Here is a 23306-nt window from a genome sequence, read left to right on the forward strand (position 1 = left end):
TTTCCATCGTCTTAATAGACAGGCTGTAAAAATCGGAATAATGGTAGTCTTTTAATTGTAATAAGTTAATATAAATTAACCATTGATTTTTTGTAAAAAACACATTAAGATTAACTATGTTTCCTTTTAGTAATGTCCAAAATTTGTAAAATTTACTGCAATATTCTGATAAATGGCTTAGTTGTATTAAGGAGGTACCACTATGAATTTAAAATCTACATTTCATAAAATGTGGCCTTTATATTTATTGGTCATCATGATGTGGCTTAAAACGTATATAGTCTATAAGACTAGCTTTGATATAAAAATAGAATCCTGGATGCAGGAATTAATTCTTTTTATTAATCCTTTAAGTTTCCTTTTATTCTTTCTTGGAATAACTTTATTAGTGAAGGAAAAGTCTAGAATACCATTGTTATTTGTTCTAGGTTCAATCGCAAGCTTTATCCTTTTTGCTAATGTCGGTTACTACAGATTCTTTAATGACTTTTTAACGATTCCTGTATTATTTCAAACGAGTAATATGTCAGACTTAGGAAATAGCGCAACGGAGTTAATTCAGTTTTCAGATCTATTCATTTTTGCTGATTTAATGATCCTAGGGGCTGTATTAGCATTTGCAAAAAAGAAGAACAACATGTCTATTACACAACCGTTGCTAAAAAGAGATAAATCGGCTTATGTACTATTAGCTGTGATCATCTCAATAGTAAATTTAGGACTTGCAGAGGCTGAGAGACCTCAGTTATTAACAAGAACATTTGACCGTGAAATGTTGGTTAAAAACATTGGGACCTATAATTTTCATATTTATGACATTATTCTTCAGTCTAAATCATCTGCCCAAAGAGCATTTGCTGATGGAAGTGAATTTGTTGAAATTGAAAACTACCTGAAGGCTAATGTTCGACAGCCTAATGAAGAATTATTTGGCGTTGCTAGAGACAAAAATATTATTATTATCTCAATGGAGTCATTGCAGAACTTTGTGATAGGTGAGACCATCGATGGTGAAGAGATTACTCCATTCTTAAATGATTTTATTGAAGAGAGTTATTACTTTGACAATTTCTATCATCAAACAGGACAAGGGAAAACGTCTGACTCAGAGTTTCTGTTAGAAAACTCGTTGTATCCATTAGGTCGTGGAGCCGTATTCTTTACTCACGGGACAAATGAATACCAAGCAACTCCAGAAATTATTAGTGATTACGGATACTACTCTTCTGTCATGCATGCAAACAATAAAAGCTTCTGGAACCGTGATATCATGTATCAATCTCTTGGCTATGATCGTTTCTTCGAAATCAATGATTACACAGTAACAGAAGAAAATTCAATTGGTTGGGGATTAAAAGACAAGGATTTCTTTGAACAGTCAATTGAACATTTAAAATCACAACCAGAGCCATATTATACGAAGTTTATAACACTAACTAACCATTTTCCTTTTGAGCTTGGTGAAGAAGATAAAATGGTGAATGAGTATACGTCAAATAGTCGTACTCTTAATCGTTACTTCCCAACAGTTCGATATATGGACGAATCCATTAAGCACTTTATTCAGCGCTTAAAGGATGAGGGAATTTATGAGAAATCAATTATAATCTTATATGGTGATCATTACGGAATTTCTGAGAACCACAATAAGGCAATGGCACAGTTCCTAGGAAAAGATGAGATTACCCCATTTGATAGCATTCAGCTTCAAAAGGTACCACTTATCGTTCATATCCCTGGTCAAGAGGGGAGTACCATTTCTAGAGTCTCTGGTCAAATTGATTTAAAACCAACTATTTTAAATCTCATGGGCATTAGCACACAGAATCAGGTTCAATTTGGAGCTGACCTATTCTCTAGTAACAAGTTTCCATTCACTGTATTAAGAGATGGTAGCTTTATTACGAGTGAATATGTGTATACAGCTAATACTTGTTATGAGAAATCTACTGGTGAAGCTATTGATGTCGCAGCTTGTGAACCTTACATGGATAAAGCGAAGCGTGAGCTTGAGCTTTCTGATAAAATCGTTTATGGTGATCTTCTTCGCTTCTATAATGGAAATGATTATTTAGGTGAAGAAGTTCTGAAGCAAGAAGAAAACTAATCATGTATGAAGGCCTTGATCTTAGAATCGAGGCCTTTTTCATACGCTGATTTCTACCTAATTAACTACCTCGAATCCGAGGGAATTGATGTAAACAATTAAATTAGATAGGACTGATAGTTCTCTATTTGTCTATTAATATTTCTTCCTCCTTTCTCATACATATGAAATCAGTGATGGAAAAGGAGGAATGAGAAATGGAAGTTACCGTTAGGCTAGGTGACTCTCTATGGTACTATAGTCAGTTATTTGGTTTACCTTTAGATTTAATACTGGATTCTAATACTACTGAATATCAACGCAGTATAAGGGTAGGAAATCGCGTGAAAATTCCTGGCTTTACGAATGAGCCATATAGAATAAAAGCGGGGGATACGACCTGGAAGCTTGCTCAACAACGAAACATAAGTGTGGATGCTCTTCTATTGCTAAATGCAAAACAGCCACAATCTCATTTACAAGTAGGAGAGACGATACAACTCCCCCTAAGACTAACTGAACGAGCGATAAATGGAAAGAAGGAGTATTCATATCAAACATTAGTAGACGATCTTCAAATTCTTCAAGCTCATTATCCCTTTATTAAGGTTAAGTCAATTGGAAAGTCAGTTCTTGGAAGGGAGATTTTTGAACTTAAGGTTGGAAACGGTCCTAAGAAAGTTCACATGAATGGCTCCTTTCATGCAAACGAATGGATAACAACAGCAATCATCATGCAGTATGTTAACGATATGTTATCTGCTTTAACACACAACGGGTCATTAAACGGCGTATACATGCTCCCTTTTTACCATGAAGTATCGCTCTCGATTGTCCCGATGGTAAATCCTGATGGAGTAGATCTTGTACTTTTAGGACCTCCTGAGGAAGAACCGTACTATTCCAAAGTTATGGAAATAAATAACGGAAGTCTTGACTTTAGCAATTGGAAAGCCAATATACAAGGTGTTGATCTTAATAACCAATATCCGGCTTATTGGGAGATTGAAAAAGAACGTAAAGAACCTAAGAAGCCTGCGCCTAGGGATTATCCAGGAGGTGCTCCTTTAACTGAACCAGAAGCAATGGCAATGGCACAGTTAACAGTAGAACGAGATTTTCATCGTATTGTAGCCTTTCATACTCAAGGTAAAGAAATGTACTGGGGTTATTTAGACCTTGAACCACAGGAGGCTGGGAGAATTGCAGCTGAGTTTGAGAGGGTAAGTGGATATAAAGCAATTCAGCATATAGATAGTCATGCTGGATATCGTGACTGGTTTATTTATAAATGGAAAAGACCTGGTTATACGATAGAACTAGGAGAAGGGGTGAACCCATTACCTCTGTCACAGTTTGACGACATCTATAAAGACAGCTTAGGGATTTTTTTAGCAAGCTTATATATGTAAAGGCTCTTTTCTAAAATGTAACGAAAAAGCAGCTATACTTAAGGCTGCTTTTTTGTACGTTCTCTATGTCTATATTTCTCTTGCTATGGTACGATATGAATATATTTTTTCTGAACGGGTGTAACTTTTTTCTGTTTTCGACGTAATACATATAGAGCTTAATTTTGAGGTGATGAGTGAGTTGGTAAAGGGAGCATATCCAATCATTTTTCTACTAACACTATGCTTCTTCCTTTCAGGCTGCTCTTCTTTTCAGACACATGAAACGGAAAACGCTATGAATAGGGAGATTCATATCCATGAAAAACGCATTCCCTCCGGTCATTTTATGGGGGATTTGCCTATTATCCCCATTGATCTTGATGGTGAGTTTTTTCATTCTGTTGGTGATTGGTATAACGAGACGAGCATATTATATATTGTCAATGGAAGTAATCATACTGGGTCAGATCTATATCGCTACCATTTGTTTACTGGGGAAAAGGAATTATTTTATGAATCCTCTCATCCAATTATTACTATTGAGAGTAGTGAAAATGGAAATTATTTCGCCGTCCATTCTTCATCTTCCATCAATGAGGCAAATATTGTGATTCTAGATAAGAAAGGTAATGAACAAGTTAATTGGAATGTAGAGTCTACGGAGCTTCAATATGTCTGGAATCCATTTAATGAAAAGAAGTTGTTTATTACGAGTTTTAAGGAAGATTGGAGTTTTCAAAACTACCTTATGGACATATCGAATCAAAAGGTTGATGAAATACAACTAAATCAACCATTTATACAATGGTTAAGTGGATCAGAGGTACTGTATTTACAATGGGATCAAGAGGTCAGAGAACATTCGGCTCCTCTCTACTCTTATCACTTAGAGAAACAGACAGAGGAATTAGTAGCAGAAGGCATTCTTGGATTTCATACATACCATTCCCTGTTGATGACAATTTCTCCACAAAGTGATAAGTCTAGTTATCAATTTATTGATACGGTAACTCAACAGCATTTACAGAGCTTTAAGCTACCTACTATAGAGACCTATTCAGACAGATGGTGGATACCGAATTATGATTATAATAAGAATATAAAGAGTTTACTTCTTTACAAGCCAGTTATAAAAGATAATCAGCTCAAAACTCTACAGCTTATCAAATATTCTATGCAAAGTGGCGAAGAACAGCTAATACTAGATGGAGTTGACGACCGCCCCATTCATCTGTCTCCGGATGGTGAACTAAGCTTAGTAGGATATCAGTATGAGGACATACTAGATCTAAAAACAAATGAACTAAAATCTTTAATAAAGTAAATGGGGGTGTAGAAATGGCGATAGTTGATGTAACGGTAATACCAATTGGAACAGAAACACCGAGTGTTAGTAAGTATGTGGCAGAGATTCAACATATACTCTCTAAGTATGAAAAGGAAGGTCTTATTTCTTATCAATTAACACCTATGAATACGTTGATTGAAGGAGAGCTTTCAGTATTATTTGAAGTTATTCAGGCAATTCATGAGTCTCCATTTGAAAATGGAATTAAGAGGGTTGCAACGAATATACGAATTGATGATCGTCGTGATAAAAAAGTGAAAATGAATGATAAATTAGAAAGTGTAAAAAAACAAGTAGAAAAGCCTTCAACATAAGTTAATGACCTACATACAGTATTTTTTAAAAAAATTCAAGCCATCAACTCTATGTTGATGGCTTGAATTTTTTTTATTAACCTAGTAATCCTTGATTTGCTTTTGTTTAGTGTGCCGTTGGGAATCCATGATGAATTAACGTCATGACAGTAAACCAACCAAAAACAACTAATGTACCTGCAGCAAAAACTATACCAAGAATATTCTTTTCACGTAAAGAACGAACCAATCCGACTACAGATAATAAAGTTACTAATGCAAAAATAATAATTAAGCCCATGAAAAATACCTCCTTTTGCTAGTTTTTACATGAGAGGTTTATTTTCGAATCCAACCGATGAGACCTCTAGCATATGTAGCCATTTTAACATTCTTATTTTAATCGTTTTACAGCTATTTGTCGAGTTCAAAAAAGGAAATTGTAATGTGATAAGCGTTGGCAATTTTCTCTATTAGAGCCTGATGGTGAAGGTCTACAAAGTAAATGTTTTCATTTATGGCAATTAAATGTTCATCAAATTGTAACATAGCCATTTCAACATCTTTTGAATTCCCACCTTTAATAGCGAAGCATGATACCATATTTTGAAATAGATAGGTAGTAGTATTTGAAGTAAAACCATAGTCACTAAATGTTGGAAACAGCTGAGGTTGACGTAAGACATAAAGTGAATGAACATCCTGTATGATGAAGTAATCTTTTAGTTCTTTTTCTAAAAGTAAGACATCTTCACGAGAAGAGAAAAGATAGAATTCTTTATACTTTTCTTTAAATGATGACAGTATTGGTAAAAACGGCTCTAGTAGATCATGGTGTTCATCATCAATAAGTTCAATTGCTATTAAATTATCCATAAGCTTCCTTTCTCATACACTATTCTTCTTTTAGTTTCACTCTTACATAGTGTAAAATAACGGTAGAAGTTTGTAAACGGAGGGATAAGATATGAAGTGGAGAAGAATGCCTTTAGGACCTGTACAAACAAATGCTTATATTGTTTGGAATGAAAAGTTGGATTGCCTTATCATCGATCCAGGAAGTGAACCTCACAAAATCTTTGCATTTGTTAATGAGTATAAACTGAAACCAGTAGCGGTATTATTAACGCATGCACACTATGATCATATAGGTGCAGTGGATGATGTAAGAAATAAATGGGAAATCCCGGTATACATACATAAGAAAGAAAAGGATTGGCTTGTTGATCCATTATTAAACCTGTCTGCTCGAACGCCATTCTCTGATGAGATTGTGTTGCAAAAGGCGGACGAAATCATTACGGGTGAAGGTGATCTTCATATTGGGCCTTTTAAGATGAAAGTCTTTGAAACACCCGGCCATTCACCAGGGAGTGTTTCGTACTACTTTGAAGAAGAACAGCTTGTTCTATCAGGAGATGCACTTTTTGAGGGAAGCATTGGTCGTACTGATTTACCAGGTGGTAATCATGAGCTGCTAATTAAGAGTATTCATGATAAGCTCCTTGTACTACCTGAAGAAACATTGGTGCTTTCAGGACATGGAAGTGAAACAACGATTCAACAAGAAATGGATACAAATCCATTTTTAAATGGATATTAGGTGTTACATGATTGAGCATATTGTAAAAGCAATTGAACAACATCCTTTGCAATCTATCTCTTTTTCAACTTTTATGGAGCTAGCGTTATATCATCCAACGGAAGGCTACTATATGAAACAAAAGCAGAAGATTGGAAAAGGTGGAGACTTTTATACCACTAGCTCGGTATCTCCTATATTTGGAGAAGTGCTAACAACTGTGTTCATTGAGCTAATAGAAAAAAGTAAAGTTGACCCAATTATTGTTGAGCTAGGTGGAGGTAACGGTTCATTTGCTAGACACATAGTTGAGACATGGAGTAGTGAGTCCTCTGCGACTTTTCAAGCGGGTTATTATTATATTGTAGAGACAAGTCCATACCATCAGACGTTGGTTAAAGAAAAAGTAAAAGAGTATAAGAATGTTTTTGTCGTGAATGACTTTGAACAGATTAAGGACATGCATTCTAACTTTAACGGAATTATCTTTTCTAATGAATTCTTTGATGCTTTTCCTGTTGATTGTGTGAGGATGGTTAATGGAGAAATAAAAGAGCTGAGGATCACCTTTGAGAAAGAGTTAAAAGTATTAGAATATCCTTTAGAAAATAAAAATATTAAAGATTTCTTAGAAGAGTACGATGTTCAGTTATCAGAGGGTCAAACGTATGAAGTCCCGTTGTCAATGTGTCGTTACATTGAAAATTTAGGTCATGATGTAGACAAAGCTGTGATCTTTACCATTGATTATGGGTATCGTGATGAGGAATGGAATTTACCTTATCATAGAGAGGGAAGTTTGAGAGGTTATTATCAGCACCAACTAATAACAGATCCATTGAAGCATGTGGGGGAAATGGATCTAACCACACATATCCATTTGGACAAATTAATCAAAGCTGGCAGTAAGAGCGGATTAAATGTTTATGGAGTATGTAGACAGGATGAATTTTTAGTAAAGGCTGGGATTCTAAATAGGTTAGAAGAGCATGCCAACTTGAATCCGTTTTCTGAGGCAAGTAAGAAAAATAGGGCTATACGTTCTCTTATCATGCAAGGGGGGATTAGTAGCTCTTTTCAAGTAGTGGTTCAAACAAAAAACGTGGATGCCAAGATCTTAACAGAAACTATATAAAAAGCGATGGGGTTCTTCCCATCGCTTTTTACAACCATTATTTAGTGGCCACCTTGTCCAGGTACCATCATAAATGTCGTCCAGTACGTAAATCCAATAAAGAAAACGGTTAGATAAGCACCGAAAATATAAATATACATACGTTCTGAAAGATTTAAATAACCTAAAAATACAAAAAATGCAGTTTGTCCGAAGAATAGTAATGAAGTTTGGTACATGTCACCTAAATAGAACATGACTGCAAATATACCAGTCCAAAACCCCAAAACACGGTACATACGATCCATATGTATCCCTCCTTTTGCCCTTATCCATATACTTTTCCATTATAATGGACGAATGTATGAATGTAAATATAAGAAGCAGGTATGAATGTGACTTATTTTTGAAGTTTACTCTACTTTCTTTACTAAAGGCTGTTTTCAGTCTTATTCATAAGTGGAATAAATAAAAAGGAGGTATATAACCTCCTATGGTACTGGGCTAGCTGGATTCGAACCAACGCATGACGGAGTCAAAGTCCGTTGCCTTACCGCTTGGCTATAGCCCATCGTCATATTTTATATTGCCCCTTTGAATAAAAAATATGTACAAAATTAAATTTTTTTTAAGTAATGCAGGAATTATGACGAAACTTGCCGAAACTATTACTTGAATTCAACAGAAAGAAGGTGAATAGCTTTGAGCATGGTTGAAAATCATGCAGAACGTTTAGTCCTTGAGGCATCAATAGAGGGAGTGACCGACATTCATTTTGTTCCTAGAAGAGAGGATTGTTTAATTAAGTATCGCTTTGGGAATGATCTTACAGTTAGAGAGAAGATACCTAAACAACACTCGACAAAATTAATCTCTCACTTTAAATTTTTAGCTTCAATGGATATAGGCGAAAAGCGTAGACCACAGACAGGATCACTCATGTTGTCAGTCCGTGAAAAATTAGTTAATTTAAGACTCTCTACTTTACCAACTCCTTATGAAGAAAGCCTTGTTATTCGACTCCTTCCACAAGAAGACCCTTTTCCAACATCAGAATTATCCTTGTTTCCACAGACTACAAACACTCTTATTTCCCTAATGAAAAATAAGCATGGCCTTATGATTTTTACAGGCCCTACTGGTTCAGGCAAGACAACTACACTTTATTCCCTCCTTCACGCCTCTCATCAATCAACACAACGTAATGTCATTACGTTAGAAGATCCAATTGAAAAGCACACAGACTATCTTTTACAAGTCCAAGTAAATGAAAAAGCGGGAATTACCTATTCAACAGGCTTAAAGGCTATTTTAAGACATGACCCCGATATTATTATGGTTGGAGAAATTAGAGATGAAGAAACGGCAAAAATAGCAATACGAGCGTCACTTACGGGTCATTTAGTATTGAGTACCATGCATACAAAGGATGCTAAAGGAGCGATTTATCGTCTCAAGGAATTTAATATTACCATGCAGGAAATCGAGCAAACTTTGTTAGCCATTTCAGCACAGCGTCTTTTTGATTTAATTTGTCCATTCTGTGGTGAGACATGTATGCCCATCTGTCGTAAGCACCGAAAAGCAAAACGTATAAGCGTATATGAAGTGCTGCATGGACGCTCATTACTAAATGTCATTGATGAAGCAAGGGGAAATACGACTCCGTATTCATATCCAACCTTCTCCAAGTTAATTAATAAAGGAATTGCGCTTGGATATTTACCTATCCAAAGTTTGGAAGGGTGGAAACATGAGTTATAGGACGATGAAATGGAAAATGCCTGAACAAGTAAAGCTACTTAAGCAATTAAGTACCATGCTAGGTCGTGGATATCCTCTGCTTGAAGCATTAATTACGCTAAAGCTGTATCTACCTCACTCTAAACAAATTCTTCTAGCAGAGAGAATCGAAGAAATGAAGAATGGAGGAACGTTTCATGAAATATTAGTTAAACTTGCTTTTCATCGAGATGTATTGGGCTATTTGTACTTTGCAGAAAGACATGGAGATTTAAGCTTTGCTTTGAAAGAGGCTAGTCAGCTACTAGAAACAAAGGTATCAAACAATAGCCGCATGATGAAAGTCCTTCAATATCCTCTTATTCTAATTGGAACTACAATAGGGCTTTTCCTTCTTATCCATCTATTTTTACTCCCCCAGTTTTCTACTGTTTTTGAAACAATGGATATAGAAAATAATTACTTACTTTCAATAATAATGACAATTTCAAAATGGCTTCCACGTATTTGTACCTTCCTCTTTGTTAGCTTATTAACAATGGGGATTACACTATATATTAAGATACAAAGAGTATCGGCAATAAGAAGGGTGGCATACCTCCAGAAAATCCCGATTTATGGGCGGTTTATTTCTAAATTTTATTCACAGTATTTTGCGATGCAGTTGAGTCAACTTCTGAAAGGCGGATTATCCGTTTACGAGGCACTATCTGTTTTTGAAGGTCAGACTTATTTTACATTTTTTAGTGAGGAAGCTACTCAAATAAAGAAAGAACTAAGAAGTGGTGAAACACTAGCCACAATTATTGGCTCGAGATCCTATTTCGAAAGTGAACTAGCAAAATCAATTGCCTTCGGCTCTATTAACGGGGAATTATCCCGAGAGCTGTATCATTATAGCAAACTTTCGGCTGAAGCCGTAGAGGATGACTTGAACCGAAAGATGGCAGCAATCCAACCTACAATCTTCCTGTTCGTTGGTGTCATCATCTTAGTTTTGTATGTAGCGATCATGCAGCCTGTATTTCAAATGTTAAATGAACTTTAAGGAGGAAATAATTTGAATCAAAAAGGCTTTACGTTGATAGAAATGATGGTGGTACTTTTAGTCATTTCCATATTAATACTAATCACAATTCCTAATCTAACTAAGCAGCAAGGTGTAATTCGCAGCAAGGGTTGTGAGGCTTATATTAATATGGTACAGGCTCAAATTGAAGCCTATAAAATGGAATTTAATACTTCTAGTAATCCAACAATCTCAGAGCTTAAAACTTCAGGGTATATTCCAGAGACAGAATGTCCGAATGGAGAAGCGCTTCAAATTGCAAGTAATGGAGAAGTAAACGTTGTTCCAGAGCCCTAAAGAGAATGGATATACTGTGTTAGAAATGTTACTAGTATTATTTATAGTCATGAATCTTCTTATCTTCTCAACTTTTCACCTAAGATCACTTTACGAAAGACAAACCATCGATCAATTTTTTCAGCAATTGCAGGAGGATATTTGGCTTGCACAACAAGTCGCTATTAGTCACTCTAAGACGATAGAAATGTCATTTCACGAACAGAAGAACTATTATGATATTCGAGAAAGTGGCTTGAGAGAATTAGTGTTGAAACGATTAACAAATCAGGATATACAAGTTAGGCCATTAACCATTTCAAATCCAATTCGATTTAATGCAAGTGGAAATATTAATAGTTCAGGCACTATGTATGTAATCTATCATCAACAAACATATAAAGTAACCTTTCTGTTGGGGAGGGGACGATTTAAGGTTGAGAAATTGTAGGGGAGTTACATTAGTAGAAGCGCTTGTGGCTTGCTTTCTCTTATTTTTTGTTATCACTCTGGTGTTACCACAATTGTATCTCATCACATTAGAAAGGAAAAACTTAGTGTTAGAAAACGTCGCTAGAAAAACATTACAAGAAAAGATATTTGAACAATCTACTAATGATGAAGCCTATTTATCAGAAATTGTCCTGTATCAAAGAGTCCCTCTGGCGATAAACATTCAACTAAATTCCTCCACTAATCTATACACAGGCTGTGTAAATTGGACAGACTACCTTGATCGTGAGCAGAAAAGCTGTGGGACGGTTAGGAAATGGTAAAGGTGAATGAAAAAGGATATACCCTTCTAGAGATGCTCATTGTCTTTCTTGTACTAATAACAATTTGTTCAACATTTCCATTACTGTTATCACTACTTGAAAAATGGACTAGTCAGCCACAAGGCTTACACCCTTTTGAATGGGAAATTGCATCTGCACAAATGAGAATGGACGTAAGAGAAGGTAGTGAGATTATTATTAGTCAAGGCAAGTTGCTAGTCAAGCAGCCGCCGAATGTAATTACATATGAACTTTATCAAAACATCTTACGTAGACAGGTGAATGGTGCTGGGCATGAAGTCATTTTACAACATATCCGAACAGTTGGGTTTAGGTATATTGAGAGTGGATTAGCTATAGAGGTGACGGATTTAGAAGGAGTGGAATATGAATCAAAACTTTATCGTTGGACTGACGTGATGAATCATGAAAACTGAAAAAGGATATGTACTACCATTTGTTTTAATAATCTGCACCTTTATTTTTTTCTTGTTATCCCATCAGGTAACTTTGTACATGACAGATATACGTTTTTATAAAGAAAGATTTCAAATTAATTCATTAGAGACATTACTTCAAAAGTCTATGGTTGAAGTTAAACAACGTACGGAACAGAAAAAGTTTACTAATACCACTTTGAAGTATGAAGAGGGGAAGAGCGTCATTACGTTTGTTGATATAGCGCCTAACCAAAAAAGGATTACGATCACAGTCCAAACGGACAGTAAAAGAAAAGCGAGTGTTGTTCTATATCTTGATGTTATAGAATCTAAGGTTACAAGATGGGTGGAAGTTAGATAAGAGCATTTCCCTCTTCCATTACCATATGCTTATTTGATACGATATGTATAAAACTAAGGTGAGCATATGAATACAATTTTTCTAACAGGTTTTATGGGGTCTGGAAAGTCAACAATTGGTAGAGAGCTTTCTAATCATTTACAGCTACCCGTCATAGATACAGATGAACAAATTGAGAGGGAAACAGGCATTTCTATAAGAGAGATCTTCTCTACATTTGGGGAATCCTACTTTAGAGATCTTGAATCAAAAACACTGTTCTCTTTGCCAACGACCAACCTTATTGTTACTACTGGTGGAGGTATGGTAATTAGAAAAGAAAATAGAGAGTGGATGAGGAAAAATGGTACCATGGTTTACCTTCAATGTGATTTTGATGTGATTTGGAGTAGGCTTGAACATGATCAAACTCGCCCCCTCGTTGTTAACTCTCAAAAGGAACAAATAAAGCATCTCTACTTAGAAAGACAACAGTACTACGAAGAAAATGATTTTTTCATTGATACAGCCCGACCATTACAGATCGTGGTAGAACAGCTTGCTCAAATGATTAAAAGTGAATAAAACAGACCATACTAGTAAAACTTAAAAAGTAGGTGGTTTGTATGACATTTAATGATTTAGTTAAATTTGTTACTCAGCAATTTGTATCCTATTTGGATAAGCCGAAACAACAAAGGATCCAAACAAAACAGGATAAGAAATCCACTCAACCTCCCATGATGTCAAGATGGTTTGGGATTGTTCCGATTGGATTTATGCTTTATATGAAAAAAGAAAAGAAACAACAAAAAAAATAGGAATGCTTCCATTGAGAAGCTTTCCTATTTTTTTGTTGTATTTATGCAAACGACTAATTCTCTCTTACATGTATGGCTTGTTGAGATAGATAAAAAATTCCTCCGTTTATTACTGAGACTTTTACTTTTGGTTCATACTGATCTTTTAACGCTTGTTTCTCAACTTCGTATGATTCTGGTTTCTCCTCAATATCTTCATAAAAATGATCTAATAATTGTAAATCCTGTTCCCATCGTTCACGTGCTTGTATTGCCCATGTATGGTCATCATGATCAATGATGGACTGAATGGTTTGTTTTACTCGAGCAATCCCACTCTGTGGTTTGATAATAGGAGTCAAAGTGAAACAAAAGTCTGGTATTTTAGGTGTTACATTTAATCGGTTTAACTGATCCTGAAAGTGATCAATAATCATTCCATTTATTAAGTTCAGCCCGACAGATAAAATGACGTCACGTGTCTGATCGGACTGATAGGAGATTTTCATATTTAGCCCCAACCACGGATGAAGTGGAGTGCTATTCTGCTGAAAGTTTGTTTGTTTAACCTGTTCATACATTCTAATGAATCCAGCTAGTTTTTTTGTGGATTGAAATATTTGATGTAGACGAGGAGAACCAAAATGGATGACTTCTCCTTTTACATCACTTCTGGACTGAGCCGGATTTGTAATAAAGGCTAACTGAGCCGGATTTGGTGTCCCACCCGTTTTCTCGAGGTAATGCCAATAAAACGGGCGGTTCATTAGCTCTTTGTCTAAGTCTATTGTGAGTTGAATATTCATAAAGCCGGCTGCATTCTCTAAAATCTCACATTCATTTGCAATAAAATACCGTTCTAGAAATCGGTGAATCTCATGTTGCTGCATAATTGTTTTCATCCTTTTCTATATCTTGTTGAGCAAAATCAATATAAGAAGCTAAGTTTTCCATTTTGACTCTTACTTCACCATCTGTTCTTGAGTGTGTTAAGATGTCCTGAATATGATCTTCTATATTACCGAAGTCTAACTTTGTTAATATTTCATCCAATTCTCCGACCACTCGTTCAAACAGATTAATTTTTTCATAAAGAAGCTTGAGAATATGCTCTTCGACAGTATCTTTTATGGCGAAATTGTATATATGAACATCTTCTTCTTGTCCAAGTCTATGAATACGACCAATCCGTTGCTCAAGTCTCATCGGATTCCAAGGCAAATCATAGTTGATAATATGCTGACAGAATTGAAGATTAATCCCTTCACCACCAGCTTCTGTTGCAATGAGTACTTGCGCTTTATTTTTAAATAACTCCTTCATCCAATCCTTTTTACCTCTTTTAAATCCACCTCGGAAAGGAACAGAGGAGATACCGTGCTGTTGAAGAAACCATTGTAAATACAACTGAGTTGCGCGATATTCTGTAAAGACGATTACTTTTCCGTTTATCTCTTGTACTAGCTCCACTACCTTTTTAGCTTTTGCGTTGCTCGTAATGGATTCAATCTTCTTCATCAATCCAGTTACCAAGGACTCAACTTGAGGGCTGCCTTCACTTTTAGTTAGCATATTTTTTAGGGTGTAATAGACAGCCTCTCTACTACTACAAGCTTCGCGCTGTAAAGTAATCAAAGAAAAGCTGCTGCCAATGTTTCCAGAGGTGCCGCGCTTATATTGATTGATGGTGTCATATAAATCTCGTTCCTCTTTTGAAAACTCAATAGGGATGGTTTTAACATGGCGTTTTGGCCATTCAATGCCGGTGTCTCCACGCCTATTTCTAATCATCACCTTATTTACTAACTCTTTTAAATGCTCATCATTGTTTAAAGAGCGTTCCTTTGCATTAAAAGACTCCTCAAAGTTTGTTTGACTACCGAGATGACCAGGCTTTAATAAAGAAACTAAGTTGAAAATCTCTTCTACTCGATTCTGAATTGGTGTAGCTGTAAGTAATAAGCAAAACTTCTTTTTTAGCATTTGAACAAACTCATAGTTTTTCGTTTTATTATTTTTTAGCTTATGCGCTTCATCAATGATAATTAAATCGTAGTTCTGTTCAAATATGATTTCTCGATGAGGAGCTCTTTTAGCTGTATCAATGGACGAGACCACTACATCACACTGCTCCCAAACATAGCTTTTCTTTTGTCCGACTGCAGGAATAAAAAACTTCTGATTTAACTCACTTACCCACTGAGAGACAAGGGAAGCTGGTACGAGAATTAATACCTTTTTTACTAATCCTCTAATCATATATTCTTTTAAGATTAACCCGGCCTCAATGGTCTTACCTAGTCCTACTTCATCTGCTAAAATTGCTTTTCCATTCATTTTTTCAACTACGTTTCTAGCAACCTCCAATTGATGAGGAAGGGGTTCTAGATTTGGTAAATGTCTAGGAGCTTGTAATCCTTCAAATTCAGGGATTGCCAGATGTTGTTCGATTTCATAGGCAAGCTTATAAAGGTCCCAGTGCGCCCAAGGACCATCATCATCAAACCTCTTGTTGAATTCCTCTTCCCACGTCTTGTCAAAAATGACCTCGACACCCTGCATGAAATACATTCCTTTCCCTTTAGAAATTAGTGTTGTTATATATGAATTCTTTCTAAACATCGTATAAAAACTCGAACGAAAACAACTATATTTTAAAAATAGTTAGTTTTTTTGCTAGATTGCATATTGCTCAACTGCCAGTTTTAATGGTAGGATTATTATAGTTTTTATGGCATTTACCAAACATCATTTTGATGTAGTAATGACCATTGCTTATAAGAGAATGCCCTTTCTTACAAGCTTGTTAAAAATTCACTTTTAAGTAGTATAGCCATAAATTAACAAAATTATATAAAGCGAATGAGAACAAGAGGAGAGACTACGTTGCAAACAGCTCATCATCCTGAGTCTGTTTGAATGGAAATACCAGTGGCGCCGAAGGAGCAAGCGAACATTTCGTGAATCTCTCAGGCAAAAAGACTCTTGTTTGACGCTACTCTGGAGAGCGTTCGAATAAACGAACCACCAAAGAGGAAATGCATACTGCAAAACTTTCAGGTGCCAGGACAGAGATTATCCATATATATTACATGGATAACTCTGTCCTTTTTTTGTTTCGATGAGAGTAGATCCTGGATAATATAGAAGGGATCAATAATTTATAGTTATGGCTACATTACATGTTAGGTACATAAAGAAGGAGGAAGCGTATGTCCGAGCTTAAGCGTACACCGTTATTTGATGTTTACAAGGAGTATGGTGGAAAAACGATTGACTTTGGTGGATGGGAACTGCCTGTACAATTTTCAAGTATTAAGGAAGAACATGAGGCAGTGAGAGAGCGTGCTGGCCTTTTTGATGTTTCTCATATGGGAGAATTTGAGGTAAAAGGTCCTGGAAGTCTTGAATTTTTACAAAGAACCATGACAAATGATGTATCTAAGCTTGTTGATGGAAAAGCTCAGTATACGGCTATGTGCTATGAAAATGGTGGAACAGTGGATGACTTACTTGTTTACAAAAGAGCAGATCAAGACTACCTGCTTGTGGTAAACGCATCAAATATTGACAAGGACTTTGAGTGGTTACAATCCCAACTATTTGGAGACGTAGAGTTTACGAATGTTTCGGAACTAACGGCACAGCTAGCTATTCAAGGGCCATTGGCAGAGCAGGTACTACAAAAGCTGACATCAACACCTCTTCAAGAAATTGGCTTCTTTGGGTTTAAAGACAGTGTCGTGGTTGCGGGGAAGAAAGCGCTTGTTTCTCGAACTGGTTATACAGGAGAAGATGGATTTGAAATTTATTGCTTGCCAGAGGATGCAAGTGAACTCTGGAAGGCAATCCTAACAAATGGGTCTGAAGAAGGTGTACTTCCTTGTGGATTAGGTGCTCGTGATACGCTTAGATTTGAAGCAAATCTTGCGTTGTATGGACAAGAGCTTTCAAAAGATATATCTCCACTAGAGGCTGGAATTGGTTTTGCTGTTAAACTGCAAAAGGAAGCGAACTTTATAGGTAAGGAAGCTCTATTGAAGCAGAAAGAGCAGGGGCTGTCGAGAAAACTAGTAGGGATCGAAATGATTGATAAAGGGATCCCACGTCATGGGTATGAAGTATTTAATGGTGACCAACAAATTGGTTTTGTTACAACAGGTACACAATCACCAACTTTAAAGAAGAATATTGGTTTAGCATTAGTTGACAGTTCCTTTACTGAATTAGAAACTGAGGTTGAAGTTCAAATTCGTGCAAAACGTTTAAAGGCAAAAGTCGTCTCAACACCATTTTATAAGCGTCCAAAAAAGTAATTGAGAGGGGTTCCTACTATGAAGCATCGTTATTTACCGATGACTGAGCAAGATCAACAAGAAATGCTACAAGCAATTGGTGTAAGCTCAGTTGATGAATTATTTGAAGATATTCCAGAGAGCGTTAGGTTCAAAGGTGAATATAAAATTAAACCAGCAAAATCAGAAACAGCCTTACTAAAGGAGCTTACAGAGCTAGCAAGCAAAAGTAAAAACCTTAAAGACAACCCTTCCTTTTTAGGAGCAGGTGTATATGATCACTATATTCCAGTCATCGTTGATCATGTTATTTCTCGTTCTGAGTTTTATACAGCATATACGCCATATCAACCAGAAATATCTCAAGGGGAGCTTCAAGCTATTTTTGAATTCCAGACAATGATTTGTGAGCTTACCGGAATGGATGTTGCCAACTCGTCGATGTATGACGGTGGTACAGCTCTTGCAGAAGCCGCAACATTAAGTGCAGGACAAACAAGAAATCAAAAAATACTTGTTTCTCAGGCCGTTCATCCTGAATCTCGTGCAGTTTTACAAACATACGCAACAGGTCAACGTTTAGAGGTTATTGAAATTCCTGTAAATAATGGAGTAACGGATCTTAACGCTCTAAAAGAACAAATGAATGAAGAAGTTGCTGCTGTAATTGTTCAGTATCCAAATTTCTTCGGACAAATTGAACCGTTGAAAGAGATTGAAGAAATTGCTCACCAACATAAAGGAATGTATATTGTTTCGAGTAATCCATTGGCTCTAGGGGCTTTAACACCACCTGGAAAATTCGGAGCAGACATTGTTGTTGGAGATGCGCAGCCTTTTGGTATTTCAACACAATTTGGTGGACCACACTGTGGTTACTTTGCTGTTTCTTCAAAGTTGATGAGAAAAGTGCCAGGACGTTTAGTCGGTCAAACTGTTGATGAAGAGGGAAGAAGAGGCTTTGTATTAACACTTCAAGCCCGTGAACAACATATTAGACGTGATAAGGCAACTTCTAATATTTGTTCTAACCAGGCGTTAAATGCATTAGCAGCTTCTGTTGCAATGACGGCCCTTGGGAAAAAAGGAATGAAAGAAATTGCTACTCAAAATATCCAGAAGGCACATTATGCTAAGAAAGCTTTCGAAGCAGCAGGTTTTGAAATAGCCTTTACTGGACCATTCTTCAATGAGTTTGTTGTTAAGCTTCCATTAGCGGTAAGAAATGCAAATTTAGAGCTTGCTGACAAAGGTTTTATTGGTGGATATGATTTAGGTAGAGACTATCAGGAGTTAGCGAACCACATGCTAGTTGCGGTAACGGAATTGCGTACGAAGGAAGAAATTGACCGATTTGTAAAGGAATTGGGGGATTGTCATGCATAACGAAAACCAACCACTTATATTTGAATTAAGCAAATCTGGTCGTGTTGGCTACAGCCTACCAGAATTGGATGTAGAGAATCTAAATGTAGAAGAAGTAATTCCTTCTGATTATCTTCGTACTGAAGAGGCAGAGCTGCCTGAAGTATCAGAGCTAGATATTATGAGACATTATACCGCCCTTTCTAGAAGAAATCATGGAGTTGATTCAGGGTTTTATCCACTTGGGTCATGTACGATGAAATATAACCCGAAAATTAATGAAAATGTGGCAAGATTCCCTGGTTTTGCTCATGTTCATCCACTTCAAGAAGAAGAAACGGCACAAGGCGCGATGGCATTATTGTTCGATCTTCAAGAACACTTAAAAGAAATTACAGGAATGGATGAAGTAACACTTCAACCAGCAGCAGGAGCACATGGTGAATGGACTGGACTAATGATGATCCGTGCTTATCATGAGGCAAATGGAGATTTTAACCGTACAAAGGTAATTGTACCTGACTCTGCACACGGAACGAATCCAGCATCAGCAACAGTAGCTGGTCTTGAAACCATAACAGTTAAATCTGATGAAAACGGACTTGTTGATTTAGAGGATTTAAAACGAGTTGTTGATTCTGATGTAGCCGCATTAATGTTAACAAATCCAAATACGTTAGGTTTATTTGAAGAACATATTCTAGAAATGGCAAGCATCATACATGAAGCAGGCGGTAAGCTATATTATGATGGAGCTAACTTAAATGCTGTATTAAGTAAAGCGAGACCAGGGGATATGGGATTTGACGTCGTTCACTTAAACCTTCATAAGACCTTTACAGGTCCACATGGTGGTGGAGGTCCTGGTTCAGGTCCAGTTGGAGTGAAAGAAGACTTAATTCCTTACTTACCAAAACCTGTACTAGTAAAAACAGAAGAACGTTACCATTTTGATTATAACCGTCCTCAATCCATTGGCCGAGTAAAGCCGTACTATGGTAACTTTGGTATTAATGTTCGTGCGTACACGTATATTCGTTCCATGGGTCCAGACGGACTAAAGGCGGTAACTGAAAATGCGGTATTAAATGCAAACTACATGATGCGTAGACTTGAGCCGTTCTATGATCTACCATACAAGCAACATTGTAAGCATGAATTTGTTCTTTCAGGTAGAAGACAGAAGAAGCTTGGAGTGAGAACGTTAGATATTGCAAAACGTTTGCTAGACTTTGGTTACCATCCACCTACCATTTACTTCCCTCTAAATGTGGAGGAAGCAATTATGATTGAGCCTACTGAAACTGAGTCAAAGGAAACGCTTGATGAGTTCATTAATATTATGATTCAAATTGCAAAAGAAGCGGAAGAGACTCCAGAAATTGTTCAAGAAGCACCACACCATACAGTAGTGAAACGTCTAGATGAAACAACTGCTGCGAGAAAGCCAATTCTTCGTTATCAGAAATAAGCGATTAAAACAAAGTAAAACCTCATCTACAAGCTAGATGAGGTTTTACTTTGTTCTTCTTTAGTTAAGACATCTTCTAATCTGATAATAAATGAAGTACGTTCGTCAGTTGATGTACATGAGATTGTCCCATTATGCTTTTCAATAATCTGTTTGCATACAAATAATCCGATTCCTGTACCCAGCTTTTTATGGGTAACAAAAGGTTCAAATATCGTACGTATTTGTTCTTGAGGAATAACAGGACCATTATTGTGAACGGCAAGGTATATGGACTCTTCATGCTTATATCCTTGAATGGAAATTGCTTTATCATAGTAAACTAGCTTCAAGGCATCAATGGAGTTCATTAAAATGTTGAGTAACACTTGTCTGAATTCATCTCGATAACCCAACAACTTAAGAGTAGGTTCAATATTGACTTCTACCTTTACATTGTTATCGACAGTTGTGGGATAGAGAAACATTTCTACTTCTTTCACAAGGTGGTCAACATGAAATAATGCCTTCTCCTTGCCAATGACTTCTTTTTTTGAAACTAAGAGAAATTGTGATATTTGATAGTTTAATTGTTCCAACTCGTGTTGAATAACGGTTAAATAGTCGAGTGTAGGATTCTCTCTCTGTAGTAACTTAATAAAGCCAGTGATGGAGGTGAGTGGATTTCTAAACTCATGAACAAAACTTGATGCCATTTGTCCCAGCAAAGTTAGGCGATCTTGGTGGGTTTGCTCTATAAATGTTTTCGTATCCTTTATTTCTTCATCTTTAATTTCCGTATAACGTTTAACCGCATAATAAATGAATTGATCGAAATAAGAATTTATTTGGTTGATGGTTGGTTGAAGTTCCAATAATGAGATCTTCGAATCATACAGATGTTTAAAAATTTCACTGCGTCCCAGATTTACGTTATAGATAAAATCACTAATATTGACTTTAGCCTCCGCTCTCTCTTCGGCAACTTTGAAAGCCAATTCTTTAAGTAGATCTTCATTAAAATCAGCCCGTAAGAAAGTGATGACGAGTTGGACCATTCTTCTTCCATTCGATAATACCTCTGATCGATAAGGGTCATTAGAGGAGACGAGGACATTTTCCGACCATTTCTTTACAAAGCATTCATAGTGACTTTCTAGAAATTCAGAAAGTCTTTCTTCAACTGACATTCATTCACCGCCCAACTTCTCCAATTAATCTATTATTGTAAATACTACTTTTTCAGGCAAAATCCTTCTCAAAACACAAAATAATTACAAAAACTTCATTAAAAAGGGGATTTTCGTTTATTGATTTCTATTGTAAAGGTCTTAATTACCTCATTTTTACTATGAGATAAGTCAAAAAAAAATAAACCCTTTCAACAAAGGGTTTACTATTATTACTACTTACCTTTACGAATCTTCCCACTCCAAAGTCTATATCCACCCTTTAGATGGTATAAGTCTTTTACACCTTTTCTACGTAGCATTGCTGCCGCACGACCACTGCGTATACCATTTTGGCAGTATAGATATACAGGCTTGTCTGGTCTAACTTCTTTGTAACGCATTCTTAATTGTGACATTGGGATATTACGAGACCCTAATATATGTCCACCTTCAAATTCATTTGGTTCACGCACATCTATTAATTGTGCTTTTCTATAGCCTTCTTTAAATTCTTCTTCAGTTAACGTTTTTAATATTCTTTTTTGATATAGGAACGTTACGACTGAATAAGCAATAATGGCACCAAGTAAGATTAATAAAGCTGCTAGCATCATTGATCGACCCCTTTATCTATTTTCATCATCTCTACTTTACGTCCCTTTCTATTATAGTGGGCAAAACGAAAGATTCAAAGAACTTTTGTATTTTCTTTTAAATTTCTTAGTAACTTTGATAGACTAGATGTTGCATAAATATCAAAGGCTCTCTTCGTCTAGTTTGTTGTTTTGTAAAAACCCCCAAAAACTGGAATGATCTAGAAAGCAACAAAGTCTTAGAAAAGGGCCATATCAAAAAGAAAATTCTTTATATACTGTTCAGTCTAGAAAACAGCCTATAAATGAGGGAGTAAATATGGAACAAATTAAATGGCGTTATATCTATTCGGGAAATTGTTCCCCTACTTATAATATGGCTTTAGATGAAGCTTTATTAGATTGGCATAGTAGAGGTTTAATTCCTCCTACTATTCGATTTTATGGGTGGAATCCAGCCACTTTATCGATTGGTTATTTTCAAAAAGTCGAAAAGGAAATTGATATAGAGGTGGTCAAAAAACATAACCTAGGATTCGTTAGGCGTCCAACCGGAGGCAGAGGCGTTCTTCATGATCAAGAGCTTACATACAGTGTCATCGTCTCTGAAGATTATCCTGGTATGCCAAAGACCGTTACGGAGGCCTATAGGGTTATCTCTGAAGGTATATTAGAAGGGTTTAAATTACTAGGTTTAGATGCATACTTTGCTGTTCCAATAACAGATGAGGAAAGAGAAAGCCTAAAAAATCCAAGATCAGCTGTTTGCTTTGACGCTCCATCATGGTATGAGTTAGTAGTAGAAGGACGTAAAGTAGCGGGAAGTGCTCAAACAAGGCAAAAGGGCGTAATACTTCAGCATGGGTCGATTCTCCTAGACCTAGATGAAGATTTACTATTTAGCTTATTTAAATATCCAAGTGAAAGAGTAAAAGAAAGAATGCAACAGAATTTTAAAAACAAAGCTGTTGCAATAAATGCATTAAGAGAAGAACCTGTCACAATAAATGAAGCAATCGCTGCATTTAAGAAAGGATTTGAAAAGGGACTAAATATAGTGTTAGAGCCTTATGAACTTACAAGTGCAGAGCTCGCAGAAGTTGAGAAAATTGCGAAGGAAAAATATGAGAGTGATGAATGGAATTACAGAAGATAGAAGAGTGGGCATAA

General features: G+C 36.3%; 26 protein-coding genes, 1 tRNA gene and 1 riboswitch. Of the genes, 19 read left to right on the forward strand and 8 right to left on the reverse strand.

The window, feature by feature from the left end:
• Nucleotides 1-202 precede the first annotated feature (202 nt).
• From LT143_RS19020 to LT143_RS19035, 4 genes are all read left to right on the forward strand, one after another.
• A complete protein-coding gene (locus LT143_RS19020) occupies nucleotides 203-2107 on the forward strand; it encodes an LTA synthase family protein (protein ID WP_246945921.1) in 1905 nt (634 codons plus the stop codon).
• Nucleotides 2108-2304: 197 nt separating this feature from the next.
• The gene (locus LT143_RS19025; protein ID WP_246945924.1) at nucleotides 2305-3498 is read left to right on the forward strand and encodes a M14 family metallopeptidase; all 1194 of its coding nucleotides are present in this window, start codon (nucleotides 2305-2307) and stop codon (nucleotides 3496-3498) included.
• 181 nt (nucleotides 3499-3679) lie between these two features.
• Entirely contained in the window at nucleotides 3680-4804 is a 1125-nt protein-coding gene (locus tag LT143_RS19030; RefSeq protein WP_246945927.1) for a YqgU-like beta propeller domain-containing protein, read from the forward strand.
• A gap of 14 nt (nucleotides 4805-4818) precedes the next feature.
• On the forward strand, nucleotides 4819-5142 hold the full coding sequence (locus LT143_RS19035; protein WP_246945929.1) for an MTH1187 family thiamine-binding protein: 324 nt from the start codon (nucleotides 4819-4821) through the stop codon (nucleotides 5140-5142).
• Nucleotides 5143-5248: 106 nt separating this feature from the next.
• On the opposite strand, the gene LT143_RS19040 is transcribed toward LT143_RS19035, so the two are convergent.
• Nucleotides 5249-5422: a DUF2759 domain-containing protein gene (locus LT143_RS19040; protein ID WP_246945931.1), complete on the reverse strand. Its 174-nt coding sequence runs from the start codon at nucleotides 5420-5422 to the stop codon at nucleotides 5249-5251.
• A 113-nt stretch (nucleotides 5423-5535) separates the two neighbouring features.
• Nucleotides 5536-5997, reverse strand: coding sequence for a hypothetical protein (locus LT143_RS19045; protein WP_246945933.1), 462 nt, complete (start codon nucleotides 5995-5997; stop codon nucleotides 5536-5538).
• A gap of 91 nt (nucleotides 5998-6088) precedes the next feature.
• Here LT143_RS19045 and LT143_RS19050 point away from each other — a divergent pair, with 91 nt between their 5' ends.
• Together LT143_RS19050 and LT143_RS19055 are read left to right on the forward strand one after the other, a co-directional pair.
• Nucleotides 6089-6724 (forward strand): MBL fold metallo-hydrolase, encoded by a 636-nt coding sequence (locus tag LT143_RS19050; protein WP_246945935.1) that lies wholly within the window; start codon nucleotides 6089-6091, stop codon nucleotides 6722-6724.
• Nucleotides 6725-6731: 7 nt separating this feature from the next.
• Nucleotides 6732-7838 (forward strand): class I SAM-dependent methyltransferase, encoded by a 1107-nt coding sequence (locus LT143_RS19055; RefSeq protein ID WP_246945936.1) that lies wholly within the window; start codon nucleotides 6732-6734, stop codon nucleotides 7836-7838.
• A gap of 41 nt (nucleotides 7839-7879) precedes the next feature.
• Here the strand turns inward: LT143_RS19055 and LT143_RS19060 are convergent, their stop codons facing one another.
• Both LT143_RS19060 and LT143_RS19065 read right to left on the reverse strand, forming a co-directional pair.
• A complete protein-coding gene (locus tag LT143_RS19060) occupies nucleotides 7880-8125 on the reverse strand; it encodes a DUF2626 domain-containing protein (protein WP_246945938.1) in 246 nt (81 codons plus the stop codon).
• Between the two features lie 191 nt (nucleotides 8126-8316).
• A tRNA-Gln gene (locus tag LT143_RS19065) sits at nucleotides 8317-8388 on the reverse strand.
• A 131-nt stretch (nucleotides 8389-8519) separates the two neighbouring features.
• Between LT143_RS19065 and comGA the strand changes: the two genes are divergently transcribed.
• From comGA to LT143_RS19110, 9 genes are all read left to right on the forward strand, one after another.
• Nucleotides 8520-9581, forward strand: a complete 1062-nt coding sequence (comGA, locus tag LT143_RS19070; protein WP_246945939.1) for a competence type IV pilus ATPase ComGA — start codon at nucleotides 8520-8522, stop codon at nucleotides 9579-9581.
• A complete protein-coding gene (gene comGB / locus LT143_RS19075; RefSeq protein WP_246945942.1) occupies nucleotides 9571-10608 on the forward strand; it encodes a competence type IV pilus assembly protein ComGB in 1038 nt (345 codons plus the stop codon). The genes comGA and comGB overlap by 11 nt, the downstream gene beginning before the upstream one ends.
• 12 nt (nucleotides 10609-10620) lie before the next feature.
• Nucleotides 10621-10926 carry a competence type IV pilus major pilin ComGC gene (gene comGC / locus LT143_RS19080; protein ID WP_246945947.1) on the forward strand — a complete coding sequence of 102 codons (306 nt, stop codon included), beginning with the start codon at nucleotides 10621-10623 and terminating at the stop codon, nucleotides 10924-10926.
• A gap of 25 nt (nucleotides 10927-10951) precedes the next feature.
• Nucleotides 10952-11356 (forward strand): competence type IV pilus minor pilin ComGD, encoded by a 405-nt coding sequence (gene comGD / locus LT143_RS19085; protein WP_246945949.1) that lies wholly within the window; start codon nucleotides 10952-10954, stop codon nucleotides 11354-11356.
• The gene (locus LT143_RS19090) at nucleotides 11343-11681 is read left to right on the forward strand and encodes a prepilin-type N-terminal cleavage/methylation domain-containing protein (RefSeq protein ID WP_246945951.1); all 339 of its coding nucleotides are present in this window, start codon (nucleotides 11343-11345) and stop codon (nucleotides 11679-11681) included. Before comGD ends, LT143_RS19090 begins: the two co-directional genes overlap by 14 nt.
• Nucleotides 11675-12118 carry a competence type IV pilus minor pilin ComGF gene (comGF, locus tag LT143_RS19095; RefSeq protein ID WP_246945953.1) on the forward strand — a complete coding sequence of 148 codons (444 nt, stop codon included), beginning with the start codon at nucleotides 11675-11677 and terminating at the stop codon, nucleotides 12116-12118. The genes LT143_RS19090 and comGF overlap by 7 nt, the downstream gene beginning before the upstream one ends.
• 79 nt (nucleotides 12119-12197) lie before the next feature.
• A complete protein-coding gene (gene comGG, locus LT143_RS19100; protein WP_246945954.1) occupies nucleotides 12198-12482 on the forward strand; it encodes a competence type IV pilus minor pilin ComGG in 285 nt (94 codons plus the stop codon).
• Nucleotides 12483-12548: 66 nt separating this feature from the next.
• The gene (locus LT143_RS19105) at nucleotides 12549-13046 is read left to right on the forward strand and encodes a shikimate kinase (RefSeq protein ID WP_246945956.1); all 498 of its coding nucleotides are present in this window, start codon (nucleotides 12549-12551) and stop codon (nucleotides 13044-13046) included.
• Nucleotides 13047-13087: 41 nt separating this feature from the next.
• Nucleotides 13088-13282: a YqzE family protein gene (locus tag LT143_RS19110; RefSeq protein ID WP_246945958.1), complete on the forward strand. Its 195-nt coding sequence runs from the start codon at nucleotides 13088-13090 to the stop codon at nucleotides 13280-13282.
• Nucleotides 13283-13335: 53 nt separating this feature from the next.
• Here LT143_RS19110 and LT143_RS19115 read toward each other — a convergent pair whose 3' ends face one another.
• Together LT143_RS19115 and LT143_RS19120 are read right to left on the reverse strand one after the other, a co-directional pair.
• The gene (locus tag LT143_RS19115; RefSeq protein WP_246945977.1) at nucleotides 13336-14151 is read right to left on the reverse strand and encodes a YqhG family protein; all 816 of its coding nucleotides are present in this window, start codon (nucleotides 14149-14151) and stop codon (nucleotides 13336-13338) included.
• Nucleotides 14138-15823: a DEAD/DEAH box helicase gene (locus LT143_RS19120; protein WP_246945960.1), complete on the reverse strand. Its 1686-nt coding sequence runs from the start codon at nucleotides 15821-15823 to the stop codon at nucleotides 14138-14140. The genes LT143_RS19115 and LT143_RS19120 overlap by 14 nt, the downstream gene beginning before the upstream one ends.
• 300 nt (nucleotides 15824-16123) lie before the next feature.
• A riboswitch (glycine riboswitch) is annotated at nucleotides 16124-16256 on the forward strand.
• Nucleotides 16257-16473: 217 nt separating this feature from the next.
• Between LT143_RS19120 and gcvT the strand changes: the two genes are divergently transcribed.
• From gcvT to gcvPB, 3 genes are read left to right on the forward strand one after another with little or no spacing between them, the layout of a single operon-like run.
• The gene (gene gcvT / locus LT143_RS19125; RefSeq protein WP_246945962.1) at nucleotides 16474-17577 is read left to right on the forward strand and encodes a glycine cleavage system aminomethyltransferase GcvT; all 1104 of its coding nucleotides are present in this window, start codon (nucleotides 16474-16476) and stop codon (nucleotides 17575-17577) included.
• A gap of 18 nt (nucleotides 17578-17595) precedes the next feature.
• Nucleotides 17596-18942, forward strand: a complete 1347-nt coding sequence (gcvPA, locus tag LT143_RS19130) for an aminomethyl-transferring glycine dehydrogenase subunit GcvPA (RefSeq protein ID WP_246945964.1) — start codon at nucleotides 17596-17598, stop codon at nucleotides 18940-18942.
• Nucleotides 18935-20392: an aminomethyl-transferring glycine dehydrogenase subunit GcvPB gene (gene gcvPB, locus LT143_RS19135; protein ID WP_246945966.1), complete on the forward strand. Its 1458-nt coding sequence runs from the start codon at nucleotides 18935-18937 to the stop codon at nucleotides 20390-20392. The genes gcvPA and gcvPB overlap by 8 nt, the downstream gene beginning before the upstream one ends.
• A gap of 26 nt (nucleotides 20393-20418) precedes the next feature.
• On the opposite strand, the gene LT143_RS19140 is transcribed toward gcvPB, so the two are convergent.
• Both LT143_RS19140 and LT143_RS19145 read right to left on the reverse strand, forming a co-directional pair.
• Nucleotides 20419-21561, reverse strand: coding sequence for a histidine kinase N-terminal domain-containing protein (locus tag LT143_RS19140; protein ID WP_246945968.1), 1143 nt, complete (start codon nucleotides 21559-21561; stop codon nucleotides 20419-20421).
• Nucleotides 21562-21776: 215 nt separating this feature from the next.
• Nucleotides 21777-22157, reverse strand: a complete 381-nt coding sequence (locus LT143_RS19145) for a rhodanese-like domain-containing protein (protein ID WP_246945970.1) — start codon at nucleotides 22155-22157, stop codon at nucleotides 21777-21779.
• Nucleotides 22158-22455: 298 nt separating this feature from the next.
• Here LT143_RS19145 and LT143_RS19150 point away from each other — a divergent pair, with 298 nt between their 5' ends.
• A complete protein-coding gene (locus LT143_RS19150) occupies nucleotides 22456-23292 on the forward strand; it encodes a lipoate--protein ligase family protein (protein ID WP_246945973.1) in 837 nt (278 codons plus the stop codon).
• Nucleotides 23293-23306: the final 14 nt, after the last annotated feature.

The organism is Bacillus pinisoli, assembly GCF_023036475.1.
Taxonomy (GTDB): Bacteria; Bacillota; Bacilli; order Bacillales; family SA4; genus Bacillus_BS; species Bacillus_BS pinisoli.

Coding starts and splice junctions, on each gene's coding strand:
- LT143_RS19020 (WP_246945921.1), top strand. CDS start 203: ATGAATTTAAAATCTACATTTCATAAAATGTGGCCTTTATATTTATTG.
- LT143_RS19025 (WP_246945924.1), top strand. CDS start 2,305: ATGGAAGTTACCGTTAGGCTAGGTGACTCTCTATGGTACTATAGTCAG.
- LT143_RS19035 (WP_246945929.1), top strand. CDS start 4,819: ATGGCGATAGTTGATGTAACGGTAATACCAATTGGAACAGAAACACCG.
- LT143_RS19040 (WP_246945931.1), bottom strand. CDS start 5,422: ATGGGCTTAATTATTATTTTTGCATTAGTAACTTTATTATCTGTAGTC.
- LT143_RS19045 (WP_246945933.1), bottom strand. CDS start 5,997: ATGGATAATTTAATAGCAATTGAACTTATTGATGATGAACACCATGAT.
- LT143_RS19050 (WP_246945935.1), top strand. CDS start 6,089: ATGAAGTGGAGAAGAATGCCTTTAGGACCTGTACAAACAAATGCTTAT.
- LT143_RS19055 (WP_246945936.1), top strand. CDS start 6,732: ATGATTGAGCATATTGTAAAAGCAATTGAACAACATCCTTTGCAATCT.
- LT143_RS19060 (WP_246945938.1), bottom strand. CDS start 8,125: ATGGATCGTATGTACCGTGTTTTGGGGTTTTGGACTGGTATATTTGCA.
- comGB (WP_246945942.1), top strand. CDS start 9,571: ATGAGTTATAGGACGATGAAATGGAAAATGCCTGAACAAGTAAAGCTA.
- comGD (WP_246945949.1), top strand. CDS start 10,952: ATGTTACTAGTATTATTTATAGTCATGAATCTTCTTATCTTCTCAACT.
- comGF (WP_246945953.1), top strand. CDS start 11,675: ATGGTAAAGGTGAATGAAAAAGGATATACCCTTCTAGAGATGCTCATT.
- comGG (WP_246945954.1), top strand. CDS start 12,198: ATGACAGATATACGTTTTTATAAAGAAAGATTTCAAATTAATTCATTA.
- LT143_RS19105 (WP_246945956.1), top strand. CDS start 12,549: ATGAATACAATTTTTCTAACAGGTTTTATGGGGTCTGGAAAGTCAACA.
- LT143_RS19110 (WP_246945958.1), top strand. CDS start 13,088: ATGACATTTAATGATTTAGTTAAATTTGTTACTCAGCAATTTGTATCC.
- LT143_RS19115 (WP_246945977.1), bottom strand. CDS start 14,151: ATGCAGCAACATGAGATTCACCGATTTCTAGAACGGTATTTTATTGCA.
- LT143_RS19120 (WP_246945960.1), bottom strand. CDS start 15,823: ATGCAGGGTGTCGAGGTCATTTTTGACAAGACGTGGGAAGAGGAATTC.
- gcvT (WP_246945962.1), top strand. CDS start 16,474: ATGTCCGAGCTTAAGCGTACACCGTTATTTGATGTTTACAAGGAGTAT.
- gcvPA (WP_246945964.1), top strand. CDS start 17,596: ATGAAGCATCGTTATTTACCGATGACTGAGCAAGATCAACAAGAAATG.
- gcvPB (WP_246945966.1), top strand. CDS start 18,935: ATGCATAACGAAAACCAACCACTTATATTTGAATTAAGCAAATCTGGT.
- LT143_RS19140 (WP_246945968.1), bottom strand. CDS start 21,561: ATGTCAGTTGAAGAAAGACTTTCTGAATTTCTAGAAAGTCACTATGAA.
- LT143_RS19145 (WP_246945970.1), bottom strand. CDS start 22,157: ATGATGCTAGCAGCTTTATTAATCTTACTTGGTGCCATTATTGCTTAT.
- LT143_RS19150 (WP_246945973.1), top strand. CDS start 22,456: ATGGAACAAATTAAATGGCGTTATATCTATTCGGGAAATTGTTCCCCT.